Source organism: Novipirellula herctigrandis, assembly GCA_007859835.1.
Lineage (GTDB): Bacteria > Planctomycetota > Planctomycetia > Pirellulales > Pirellulaceae > Novipirellula_A > Novipirellula_A herctigrandis.
Genome location: SJPJ01000001.1, coordinates 766,004 through 779,171, shown reverse-complemented (window position 1 = coordinate 779,171; position 13,168 = coordinate 766,004). Strand labels below are relative to the sequence as shown.

Genomic DNA, 13,168 nt, shown 5'->3' with positions numbered 1-13,168 from the left:
AATGAATTCATCTTCCAACGCTCAAAACTCATCTGCCGGGACAGCACAAAGAAAAAACGCGGCATCGGTGCCTAACCCAGCAGTTGAACCAGAACGACTCGATGGCGGAATCATCCATTTTGACGCCACTGAAGTTCGTCGGAATCGGATGCGTCGCGATGCGGGCCGTTCCATAGAAAAACCGGCGGCACCGGCTCCGACGCAAGAGAGTGTCAACACTCGCGAACGCGAAACGCCATCCGGTTCCTCGCAACCTGTGACTGCGGCACCGGTTTCCGCGCCACCGTCCATAGACGGCAGCGATTGGTGGCAACGAGTGATGCGAGATTTTCCCGAGCAAACCGATGCAGCTGCCACACCGATTCCGACCGCGGATCCGGTTTCGGCCGCTGCATCCACTGCCCCGCCTACTACCCCGCCTACTGCCCCGCCAACGCCGTCTGTTCCTGCCGAACCGATTGCGGCGGCAAACTCCTCGACTCACGATCGAGCGGAATTGCAGGCCTTCCTGATCAACTTCGTCGTGGAACAAACCGGCTATCCCGAGGAGATTGTCGAAATGGAAGCGGACTTGGAAGCCGACCTAGGGATCGACAGCATTAAGAAGGCGCAAATGTTCGGGGAAATCGGTGAGATTTATGGACTGCAGCCTGACGAGAGCCTCTCCTTGGACGATTTCACGACACTCGACCTAGTGCTTGACTATTTAGCCAAAACGATCGGTGTGGAACCCGCGGTTTGTGCGAGCCAGCCACCGCAGGTTGGCAGCAATGGCCGGCATCCCTCGGTGGTTGCGGGTGCGACAGAGTCAGTAGTGACTGCGCAACCCGCACCTGCGGTTGCACCCGTGGTTGTCTCGGACACCGCCGCGACGTCAACCAATGATCTTCGTTCGTTCTTGATCAACTTTGTTGTTGAGCAAACGGGTTACCCGGAGGAGATTGTCGAAATGGACGCAGACCTTGAAGCGGATTTGGGTATTGACAGCATCAAGAAGGCGCAAATGTTCGGCGAAATTGGCGAGTACTACGGATTGGCGCCCGACGAAGATCTCTCGCTAGACGATTTTCCGACGCTGTCGCACGTCCTTGAGTATTTGCGAACCCATGTTCGTTGAGAGTGACCGATGCTAACACGATGAAAAAATACACCGGACCGGTCGCTTCGCTCCGCTAACACAACCAACCGGCTATGACAAAAAGTATCCCTGCGTTTTCTGATAATCCACTGGCGATCGTTTCGATGGCATGTCGCCTTCCCGGCGCAGATTGTCTGGAGGAGTATTGGGATATGATTCGCACCGGCGGCAGTGCGATCGAGGAATTGCCACCGGAGCGATTGAACCAACGCCTCTACTACGACGAGAATCAAGGCGTCAGGGCGAAAACGTACAGCCGGCTCGGCGGAATCATTCGCCCGGAATCAAAGCCCATCGAACGTTTTGCGCTATCGGAGTACGACGTATCTGCGGCCGACAAAGCACACTTAGAGTTGTTGTCGGTCGCCACCGATGCGGTGCGGCGTGCCGGTTGGGACCCGAATGATTTGCCGCAACGTCGCGCTGGTGTCTACGTCGGGCACACTCGCGGGACCGGCCGCAGTGGTGACTTGGTTTATCGTTCACTGGTTCGAGAAACCGCACAGTACTTGAACGACCTTCCGCTCTACCATGAATTGGCGGGCTTGGATAGCGACGCAATCATCAACCAAGTGGTAGAGGAAACCCAGCGGCAATACCCTGGCCGCGACGAAGATGGCGGGCCGCGGGTGGAAGCCTTCCAGGCAGGGCGTATCATCAATCGAGCGTTTAGGCTCGATGGCCCGTATATGGCGATGAACGCCGCCTGTGCGTCATCCCTCTATGCGCTCGCCTCGGGAGCCATGGCATTGCAACTTGGCGAGATCGACATGGCGATCATCGGTAGTGCGTCTCATTGCAAGTTCGATAGCCTGTTGTTGTTTTCCAAGGCAGGGTCGGTTTCCGCAACGGGAACTCGACCGTTCGATGCCGATGCCGATGGTTTGATCACGGCCGAAGGCTATGTCGTGATTGTCCTAAAGACGTTGGCAAAAGCGATCGCCGATGGCGATCACATCGACGCGGTGATTCGTGGAGTCGGGTTTTCGTCCGATGGAAAAGGGAAAAGTCTCTGGGCACCTCGCGAAGAAGGCCAAGTCGAAGCGCTCCGTCGGGCTTACGGCGACACACTTCGCGTTGACCGGGTTCAATACATTGAAGCCCACGCGACCAGCACTCCGGTTGGCGATGCTACCGAGGTCAAGGCGTTGGCCAAAGGACTCGAAGGAAAACTGCCCGACGGCTATCGCATCCCGCTTGGAAGTGTGAAAGCCAATATCGGGCATACGCTTGAGTCGGCCGGTTTGGCGGGTTTGTTAAAAACCGTGTTGGCGATCCAACATCGCACGATTCCGCCAACACCCAATGTCAAGACGCCGAACCCCAAAATCGATTGGGGCAAAACACCGTTCGAGTTGCCAACGACGGCGCGTGAGTGGCCGGAACAACCCGATGGAACACCTCGTCGCGCCGGAGTCAACGCGTTTGGGATTGGTGGTCTCAATGCACATGTTGTTGTTGATCAATATGTTCCGCAGGCTGCCCTGAAATTGTCCCCATCAATCAAGCCGGACTCAACGGACGATCCGGACTCAACGGACCTCAAAGCGATGGAAAACGCTAGCTCGATAGCGATTATCGGGATGGGAGCGATTCTGCCCGGAGCAACGGATTGGGCTTCGTTTTGGCAACAAACTTTGTCTGGCGTATCGGCTGTAACTCCGATGCCCGAAGGACGTTTCTTGGTCGATCCCCTTGGTGTCGACCGGTCACGTCTTTGCGGTGGTTACATGCCCGATTACGAATATGATTGGCGAAAGCACAAGGTCCCACCAAAACAAGTCGCCAACGCAGATCCACTGCAATTCATGCTGTTAGATGCGGTTGACCAAGCCCTGCGAGACAGCGGCTATCGGGACAAAAATCTAAATGCAAAACGGACCGGGGTTATCGTCGGAAGCGTTTTTGGTGGCGAGTTTGGTAACCAATTGCAAATGGGAATGCGGCTGCCCGAGTTCATGGACAATGTCGGAAAACGGTTGAAAACGCGACATGTTGATAAAGCTGCCATTGAAAAACTAGGTGAACAGTATGGCGATCTGTTATTGTCGCGAATGCCCGCGTTGATGGACGAAACAGGGTCGTTCACGAGTAGCACATTGGCATCAAGATGTACCAAGACATTTGATTTAATGGGTGGCGCCACGGCGATCGACGCCGGTGATTGTTCCGCGCTTGCCGCGTTGCATTTGGCATCGCTGATGCTGCGCACCGGAAACACCGATATGATGATCGTCGCAGCCGGTCAGCGGTCAGCGGGCTTCACGCTGTTTGATTCGCTACGAGCCAGCGGACGGCTATCGGGTAACGGCAAAGTTCATCCACTGTTTGACGCACAAGGTTCATTGCCGGGCGAGGGTGTCGGCGTCTTGATCCTCAAACGGCTCGATCAGGCGGAGCAGGATAACGACAAGATTCACGCGGTGATCGCCGGTTTCGGTGTCGGCAGTGGCAACGGTGTTGAACCGAATACGCGATTGTCGATTCAACGTGGAATGGACAACGCGTCGATCGTTGCGGGCGACGTTTCGCTGATTGAATCCTCCGCCAAAGGTGATCCGAAATGCGATCCCCAAGTGCTTCGAGGCATCGTTGCAGCGGTGGAGACGCAGCAGAGCCAAACCGAATCGGTGGCCGTCCCTGCGGATGTGCACGTGCGATGTATCGCCGATTCCATTGGCTCCCTCGCTGGGGCAGGTGGAATGGCATCGATGTTGCGCGCTAGTGAATCGGTGAAACAAAAACAAATCGCTCCGCTGGTACACCCGGTCCGGGCGACCACCATCAAGCAACTTGCCAGTGCCGATCGCAAGTTTACGTTGGCGAACCAGTTGGTAGCACTGCCGACCCGCTCGGACGGCGTTGCGACCGCCGCAATGGTTAGCTCGACGCAAGACGATTCGCTTGGCTATGCAGGAATTGTGACTTCCTATGAACGCGCGACCTTGAACTCGGAGAAAAGATCAAAGACCGAAATGGGAAGGCCGAGTCAACCGGCTGTATCGCAAAGTGATTCCGCGAACATTGCCAGATGGACGATTGTCACTATTGGGGCACCCACCATTTCAGAATTGCTGCACAACTTGGAAGCCAAAGCGGGTAACCCGGAGGCTGCCTTTGAAATTGGCGAACGGCAGTTTGGGTCAGAGGACCGTTTTCGCTTAGCGTTTGTGGTCCAATCGGCAAGCGAGTTTGCCGAGAAAGTTCAGCCCGCGTGGCGAGGGTTGCAGATGGATCGCAATCTAGCCCACTTGGCCGTACAAGGGATCTACTTTGGTGTTGTCACGGAGACGCCAAACCGGGTCGCGATGATTTTGCCAGGTCAAGGTTCACAGTATCCAGGGATGCTGACAAGCTTGATCGAAAACGATCCCGTTTTCGCTGACGCTGCAATCCGAATCGATTCGGTATTGGCGTCACTGCAAATGCCGTCGCTCGACCAGGTGATCAATCGCGAATCCGCTTTGCTTGGCAAAGATGTTTTTCGCACGCAGTTGTCAATGTTACTTGGCGACGCCTTAATGATGCAACAAGTCGCAGCTTGGGGCATGACTCCCGATGTGGTGATTGGGCATAGTTACGGTGAATTGGCGGCGCTGTTTGCTGCTGGCGTTTGGGATTTGGCGACGGTGGTGCGGGCAACGTACGATCGTTGTCGTTCGATCGACGAAGCCAATTTGCCAGAGGCGGCGATGGTTTCGGTAATTGCATCGACCGACCAGGTGCAACCGCTTGTCGATTCGATAGGCGGGAACCTTTGGATTGCCAACCAGAATGCGCCCGAACAAACAGTGATGGGGGGTTCGGTGGAAGCGGTTGAGCGATTCATTGGCTTGCTCAAACAGCACAAGTTAAAGTCGAAACGGTTGGCGGTTCCTTGCGCGTTTCACACCCCGATGATGGCGCCGGCGCAGGCCGCGTTCGCCGACGCTCTGCGGGATGTTCCGATGCGACCTGCGCAAGTCCCTGTTTTGAGCACCGTGTCGGGCCAATACGAATGCGATCCCAATCGCATTAAAACAGGGTTGGTGCATCAATTAGTCACTCCTATTCCCTATGTCGATGTCATTCGGCAAGCTGTCGCTGACGGTTGTCGGTTGTTGATTGAAGTTGGTCCCGGTCAAGTTTTGACAGGACTGAATCGTCGTATCATTTCCGATCGGTCGGATTGTGTGGCTGTTTCGATGGACGAGCCACGCCGGGGGCCGCAGCGAGGCATCACCGCGGTGCGAGCCGCTTTGAGCGTCAATGGACGTCTTGGTCCGCTGCTACAAACCAACCCTGCGATTATCAAATCGCTTTTGAAACCCTCCGCGAAGTTTGCTCCGTCGCGACTTTCTTCGCCTTCCGTTACGGGTTCACCATCCGAAGCACAACCGACTGCGAGAAAAGAATCGACTGCGAGAAAAGAATCGACTGCGAGAAAAGAACCGACGAAGAGTCGTTCGCCTGTTCGTCGCCAAACCGTGACTCAAGGGAAATGTGACAGCGGAGCCGCCGTGAGAATTTTGCCAATGGACGTTGCTTTGGGCTGCGTTACTGAGCAAGAAAAAAACGGTGGAAATGGGAAGCTTAAAGACGTTCCCCAAGAACGCTTCGCTAGGGCAAAACACATACGCACGATTGAGGTGTCCGGATCACCACGGCAAATGGGACGGCAATACGGCGAGCAAGAGCGAGATCGTATTGGTCAGCTTGTCTCTCTATGTGCGGGAACTTTCGCCGAAGGTGGTAGTTCGCTGCCGGATCTTGGCCAGGTGTTACCGAACGTGGAACGATACTGGGACGAAGCATCTCTTGAGGAACTCCGAGGGATTGCCGAGGGTAGCGAGATTGCTTTCGAGAACTTGATGGCGCTCAACCTTTGGCTCTATCCCGACATCGATGCTGGTTGTGCTCACTTCGTTGTTCCTGCATCCGATAATGCCAATGGGTGGTGGCACGGTGCGAACGAGGATTTGCCGATCGGGTTGTTGCTTCGCGGTCCATTGCCACGCAGTGTTTGCGTCCGCAGTCCCCAGCATGGTCAACGTCATGTTTTATTTGGAATCGCAGGCCAGGTCGGATCAATCGCTGGATTCAATGAGGCAGGTTTAAGCGTCAGTAGTTCGATGCTAATTGATCGCCCGATCACAGGTCGTAACCGATTTGGTCTCCTGCATGGCTTGCTTGTGCGCCGCCTGCTAAGCGAAGCGGCGAGTATCGACGAAGCAATCCGGATCATAAAAAGTAGTGATCGGCGAGGCGCGTGGGGCGTTTCATTACATGACGCTCGATCCGGAAAGCAGACCTACTTGGAATACGATGGCTGCCATCTTGAAGCGAACCGGGTCGCTGCGGATTCAGTGTTGGCAAGCAATCACACTCAGTTGCTCAAACCTTCGGGCGAGGTCCCTGACCATTCCACGAATCGATTGGGACGACTGGCGGAACTATTCCCCGCGACGGCGAAACGGTTCTCGTTAGCAGAGGCACAGGATGCGCTGCGCGACCAATATTGTCCCCAACGCGGAAGGGAAACTTCACATGCGACGATGCATACTCTGCGGCGAGTTGATAACCAAGCCAGTATCGTGATGGCACCGGGGCAAGCGAAAGCGTGGCTTGCGGTGACCGATTCTACCCAGCACATTGATGTGAAAGACGAACTTCACGTGACTAGCAACGGTGTGGCGAAAGCAAGCGTATCGGACGCGGCAAGTAATGATTCATCGCCCACCTACCTCGAACTTGATTTTCGACCTTTCGGTTTTAGCGAGGTCAAGCCAAATTCAAGAAACGGATCAGCAGGAACAAAGCAGTCGAAGGCGCCCGAAACCCAGCAACCATTCCAAACAACGACGCACACCGATTATCCAGCCATCGATGCGGACGCATTTATCAAGCTTGCAACCAGCGTTGAGGGCAAACCGCCAACGGATGTTAGCGATAAGATTTGCAATCGGTTCGTTTATCGGATGGTGCCTCGGTCGATCGAAATCGAGAGATCCACAAAGAAGGAAGATACTTCGACGATGGCTCCGTCGACCATGACCGGTGGTGTTTTGGTTGTTGGCGACGGTACCTTCGCAGACCAGTTAGCTAAGACGTTTGACGCTGAGCACAATGAGGTGATGCTGCTAGAAACGACGCTCTCGCTCGAAGAATCGGTCTCGCGAATTGAAGCATCGTTTGAGCAAGGGTTCCCTATGCATGTGATTGTCGCTGAGCCCGGGGACCATCAAGGTATCGATCTAAAAAGTGCCTACGTGAAACAACGCGAACGCGGGGTGATGGGACCCTATCGACTGCTACAGTGGTGGTATGGGAAAGTGACCGAAGCGAAAGCGAGCGATTCGGCGTCCTGTTTTGCGGTCATCCGCACAGCGGGAGATTTTGGTTGGTCAGGTTGTTTGGCCAGTGTTTGCGATGGTGCTTTGACGGGTCTGATGAAAGCGATTCGGTTGGAATCGAAGTCTCAGTTTGGTGACCGGTTTTGCGCCAAAACCATTGATTTGCATCGGACGATTTCTGACCGTGACGCAGTGGGACTGTTTCACGAGGAGTGGAAACTGCGGGCGGTTGAAGCCGAGGTTGGATACGATCAAAAACAGCGGCGGTATGTGCTGCGGCCGATTCTTGAGCCGCTGACGGCCGAGCCAAGCATTTCGGTCGATTCGGTCGAAGGGGCTTGGGTGATTACGGGCGGCGCTCGCGGCGTCACCGCAACGGTGGCCGAAGCGATTGGAAAGCGTGTAAGCGGTACTCTTCATCTTATTGGTTCTACATCGCCACCGAACATTGAGCCGGGTTGGTCGGATCTCGACGATGCGGAATTGCGGCAACTTCGCAGCGAAGTGATGCGGCAGGCGATCGCCGAAAAACAAATTCCTGCGGATCGGTGGTCGGCCGTCGAAAAGGCGATCGAGATCGAACGAACCATGAAGCGATTCGCCGAACAAGGCATTCGATGCCGATACTGGGGATGCGACGTCTCGGACCGTGCAGCGCTAGACAAATTGCTTGACCAAATCCGCAGCAACGGCGAACCCATCGTTGGCGTGATTCACGGAGCTGGATTTGAAAAAGCGAACAAGTTTGTTTCCAAGAAGCCGAACTTGGTAGACCGCACTATCGCGGCGAAAGCGGATGGCTGCGCTGCTTTGATGCAGCTAACGGCAAACGATCCGCTACGGTTCTTTGTGATTTTCGGATCGATCAGCGGTCGCTTTGGAGGCATTGGACAAACGGATTACTGTTTAGCAAACGAGATGGTTGCAAAAATGGGATCGTGGTTTCGGTTCCAACGTCCCGAAACCCGTGTTGTGACACTGGCGTGGCATTCATGGGACGAAGTCGGAATGGCAGTACGGCCCGAAACGAAACATGCCAAATTTCTAGCCAAAATGCGATTCTTGCCCGTCCAGGAAGGCACCTCGCATCTGATCGCTGAAATCGAGTCGGGTAGCTGCGAACCCGATGTCACCATCACCGATTGGCGTCATTTTAAGACCTTCTATCCCGATCCGGTTTGGAAGGGGACGCTGCCAACGCCAAACCAAGCTAAGAGCACGCCAAACCAAGCCAAGAGCACGCCAGAGGATACTAAGGATAATGTGGCGAAGCGGTTCGTGATGCGAATGCAGCCGATGCAAGGAAGCGGTAAACGAGTTCGCGTCTTGACAGGATCGGTTGTTATCGTCGGAGACAACCCCGATGCGAAAGCGATTGCATCGGTCTTTTCTGAAGCTCAAGTAAAGGTTTTTTGCATTGCCACGAACGACCACGAAAACGCAATGCAATCTTTTAAGGCAATTGTAGCCAATCAGGTTCCCGAACATTTGGTGATTGCGACGCCACGTGATGACGCAGCTTGGCGAATTAACGGTTCCAAATCATGGGGCAAACGAGTCGAATCGGGAGTGATGCTGCCATTTGAAATCCTGCAAAGTTGGGTGAGTGCGGCCAAAGAATCGGGGGCAACGCTGCAATCACTGAGTGCGGTGACTTGTTTGAACGGCGATTTTGGGTTTGCAAAACGACCGCTGGCACCTGAGGGTGGAGCCATCAGTGGGCTGCTGAAAAGCATGCGTGTCGAGGCAAACCAGCGTGGATGGAGCCAACTGCAGACAAAGGTCGTTGACGCGTCGCCCGGTGAGTCGCCGCAATCGGTCGCGACGTTTTTGATGGATGAACTAAGCAGCGACGATCCGGCGGTCGAAGTCGCTTTCGTTGATGGAGAGCGTCGAATTCCAATCGCGTTGGAACGATCGCTCGACGACACAATGCCGCTGGTCCCAAAGCCAGGTTCGGTATGGGTTGCCGCAGGTGGCGGTCGAGGGATCACCGCACGCGTAGCGATGGAATTGGCGGGCCGATTCCGATTGAAGATGCACGTGCTCGGTCGCACCAAGATCGATCCGCTTCCTGCGGAAATACTCGATGCATCCGAGCATCAGCTAGCGGAAATTCGACGCAGGGTCACTCGCGACGCCATGGCAGAAGGTAAGAGCGGGCGCGAGATCTGGAACTGTTTGGCCACGCAACGTGAATTGCAACGGAATTTGGATGAAGCAAAAAGAAATGGCATCGATTTCCACTACCACACTTGTGATATATGCAATCGCGAGGAGCTGAGCAACACGCTAAGGGCGATCCGTTCAAAAGATGGCGATATCCATGGGATCATTCAAGGTGCGGGCATTGCGTTTCCTGATCGCATTGAAAACAAGCGTCTTGATCGCGTACGCCAAATGGTAGATGTCAAGTTAACTGCGACGAAGAACTTAATGGAACTAACCCGCCAAGATCCGCTGCAGGTCTTTGTCGGATTCGGTTCCATCAGCGGTCGGATGGGAGCCAACGCCGCGAGCGACTACTCACTCGGCGCCGATGGAATGTGCAAACTGATCGGATCGTTGCGACACGAACGGCCCGATGTTCGCGCGGTCAGTTTCCATTGGCATAGTTGGGGCGAAGCGGGAATGATGTTGCGATCGACTAGCTTCGGTAGTCGGTCCATCTTGAAGTTGGCACTGATGCCAATCGCGGAAGGGGTGGATCATTTACTGCGTGAAATATCGCGTCCGACGGCCGAATCGGAAGTGATTGTCAGCGATGAAAGCTTTTTCGAATTGACGGGCCAATTGTCCGCGAGCGAGTTTAGAGAAACCGACGACCCGCGAACGAAGGACGAAGACTCGACCCACAGCCAAGATCACAAGGACAGCATTCCACTTGCAGACTGCCCGCTTTTGGACGAGCAGGTGTTGCAACGTGATTCGTCGGCATCTAAGCGGTTTTTACTTCGTCTCGATTCGAAAACGGATCCCTTTTTGTCGCAGCATTTGTTTCGATCGAAACCGTTGATGCCTACCGTTGCCTCGATCGAGGCGATTGTGGAAGCGACGTATGGACGGAGCGGCCTATCCACCACACCGATCGTGCTTGGTGACATAGGAATCGAAAAGAGCTTGCCAATCGAATTGGATTCGGTGCACGCAGCGCATGTTTGTGTCGAGGATCAGGGTGAGCATAAGATCGCTCGGTTGGTGGCGGATTTTAGAAACAGTAAGGGGGTGTTGGTCCAATCCGATCAAACCAGGGTGACGTGTATTGTTCCTACGCGAACCGAGATGTCTTCGATCGTGCGGCCAGAAATCAATGGGAACTTGGCTTGGCATCCTGTCAAATACGCTGCCGGTGAATTGATTTCTCATGGACCGGCGTTTCAAACGCTTACTCATGTTTGCTCCGTCAATGGCGTGCTGCTGGGCAAATTGCGTTCACCCGATCCCAACGAGTTGGTCGGCGAGCGGCGTCGCGGTCGACCACTGACGCCAATGGCAGTGATCGATGGATGCATGTTTGCATGTGGTGTCCACGTGTGGTTGACAGACCCTTCGTTGTTCGCCATTCCCGTTGGCATGAAACAGTTGCAGATTCTGCGGATGCCAAATGCTGAAGAGGAATTGCTGGTCGACGTCAAACTTCACGAGAAAGTAGCTGACGCCGCGATCTTGGATTTCAATGTTTGGGACGCTTCGGGCGAAGCCGTTATCAGCGGACTTGGCTATCGATGTACCTTGCTGCAAGGGATTGGGTCCTGATGTGCCAAACCAAACACCCCATTGCGGAATGGTCGATTGAATTGACGCCACAGGGAGGCGCGTCTTGGGAGTCATTGAACCGACGCTCATGTGAGTTGATGGCACGGATGGTTCGGCGTTGGTCGAGCGAAGTCAATTCGGAGCAAAGGATCGAAGTTCGATCGCGGTGCCGTGATGGCAAATCTCGCCGTCCCGTCGCGTTCGTCAAGCATCCGTCGCATTCAACGACTACCGCGTTGCGGTTACGGTTGTCGACCAGCCATATTGAGGGAGCCGTTGCGGCAGCGGTCAGCCGGTCTCGGATTGGAATCGATTTGGTCGACATTCGAAATCCGTTGGCGCCAAGTTTCTTGACGACTTGGTTTGACCGCAATGAACGAATTCGAATTGGCACGCAACCCCCCCACGCGTTCTGGGCCGCGAAGGAAGCCGCCTACAAAGCCTTCTGTCGCTGTGAACCGTTTCGCCCCAATCGCTGGAAGATTGTATCGGTAGAGAACGATTCGGCGAAGTCGCATCCCTCTCGATGTACGGTTCGAAACGACCGCAATGACGCGATGTGTCAACTCGCATCGATTGAATTCCACTTTGTGGACCGCTTCGCCGTGGCGGTGGCTCAGCCGCATTCGGTTCTTGAACAAACAATACCCCATCATTCAAACGAACTTCTCTTAGGAATATGTAAACCATGATCGATCTTACAGGAAAAGTGGCCCTCGTCAGTGGGAGCTCGCGCGGTATCGGCCGTGCCACTGCCATTCGGCTCGCCGAAGCAGGTGCCGATATTGTCATCAACTATGTCACTAGCCGAGCGGCAGCAATGGAAGTTGCCCAGGCGATCATTTCACTCGGTCGGCAAGTTTGGGTAGTCAAGGCCGATGTTAGTGAATCCGAGGACGTCGAAGCGATGATGCAGTTTGTCAAATCGGAAATCGGACGGTTGGATATTATTGTCAGTAACGCCGCGACCGGTGGGTTCCGCAATCTGTTGGCCGCCGGGCCACAGCATTTCAACACTGCAATGCAAACCAACGTGATGTCATTAGTGCATCTGGTCCGCGAAGCAAAAGACATGTTGACGAACGGTTCCGGTCGAGGCAAAGTCATCGCGATTAGCAGCCACGGTGCGGACATTGCCCTGCCGATGTACGGGCTGATCGGCGGCAGCAAGGCGGCCCTCGAGAGCATCTCGCGTCACTTGGCACTCGAACTTGGTGATGAAGGCATCAATGTCAACATCGTCAAAGCAGGTCTGGTCGAAACGGACTCGACTCGTCGTTTGCCCGGTGCGGATCAGATGTTTGAAGGGCGCAAACAGAAGTCGATGGTTGGTGATCGCTTCTTGGTCGACCGCGACGTTGCTAATGCGGTGTTGTTCTTAGCCAGTCCGCTTAGCGACATGGTGCAGGGCGAAACGCTAACGGTCGACGGTGGATCGGCTGTTCATGTCTAAACCAACCGTGTCAAAACCCGTCACACTTCGTCACTTTGCGTTTCGTATCGCTGGACCACGCGAATTTTGTATCGCGGGGGCAATTAATGGGTTGATTGCGTATTGGCTTTACGGGCAAGCTGAATCGGTGACCCTTTTCACCGACTACCCTTTGGCGGCAATGTTGATTCCAATGTCGATCTTGTTGCCTGGGTTGTCTTCGTTTTTCGGTGTGCTCGCTGCGTCACTTGGGCGAAAAGCAGCGGCGATCGATCCGCCGATGGCCAACGAATTGCGATGGCTCCCCTTTGCAATTCGAATCGGAATTGGAATGGCATTGATTGTTGGGCTGTTAACGATCTTGATTCTATGGGGATGTCGATTGCAAGGATTTAACCCATCGTTCAACGGCTTTCATGCGTTTTTGGCAATCACGGTCGGCTCGGGTTTGGCGGCTGCCATTTGCCATGTGAATGCGATTTTTCTGTCCACTCGAGTATTGTAAACATC

At 54.6% G+C, this 13,168-nt stretch carries 5 protein-coding genes; all 5 read left to right on the top strand.

Annotated features, from left to right (window positions below; translation table 11 throughout):
• The first annotated feature begins 1 nt into the window (after position 1).
• Entirely contained in the window at positions 2 to 1,117 is a 1,116-nt protein-coding gene (locus CA13_RS02600; protein ID WP_146394464.1) for a phosphopantetheine-binding protein, read from the top strand.
• 74 nt (positions 1,118 to 1,191) lie between these two features.
• Positions 1,192 to 11,226, top strand: a complete 10,035-nt coding sequence (locus tag CA13_RS02595) for a type I polyketide synthase (RefSeq protein WP_146394463.1) — start codon at positions 1,192 to 1,194, stop codon at positions 11,224 to 11,226.
• On the top strand, positions 11,226 to 11,918 hold the full coding sequence (locus CA13_RS02590; RefSeq protein ID WP_419193853.1) for a 4'-phosphopantetheinyl transferase family protein: 693 nt from the start codon (positions 11,226 to 11,228) through the stop codon (positions 11,916 to 11,918). The genes CA13_RS02595 and CA13_RS02590 overlap by 1 nt, the downstream gene beginning before the upstream one ends.
• Entirely contained in the window at positions 11,915 to 12,679 is a 765-nt protein-coding gene (locus CA13_RS02585; protein ID WP_146394461.1) for an SDR family oxidoreductase, read from the top strand. Before CA13_RS02590 ends, CA13_RS02585 begins: the two co-directional genes overlap by 4 nt.
• Entirely contained in the window at positions 12,672 to 13,163 is a 492-nt protein-coding gene (locus CA13_RS02580) for a hypothetical protein (protein WP_146394460.1), read from the top strand. The genes CA13_RS02585 and CA13_RS02580 overlap by 8 nt, the downstream gene beginning before the upstream one ends.
• Positions 13,164 to 13,168: the final 5 nt, after the last annotated feature.

Coding starts and splice junctions, on each gene's coding strand:
- CA13_RS02600 (WP_146394464.1), top strand. CDS start 2: ATGAATTCATCTTCCAACGCTCAAAACTCATCTGCCGGGACAGCACAA.
- CA13_RS02595 (WP_146394463.1), top strand. CDS start 1,192: ATGACAAAAAGTATCCCTGCGTTTTCTGATAATCCACTGGCGATCGTT.
- CA13_RS02590 (WP_419193853.1), top strand. CDS start 11,226: ATGTGCCAAACCAAACACCCCATTGCGGAATGGTCGATTGAATTGACG.
- CA13_RS02585 (WP_146394461.1), top strand. CDS start 11,915: ATGATCGATCTTACAGGAAAAGTGGCCCTCGTCAGTGGGAGCTCGCGC.
- CA13_RS02580 (WP_146394460.1), top strand. CDS start 12,672: ATGTCTAAACCAACCGTGTCAAAACCCGTCACACTTCGTCACTTTGCG.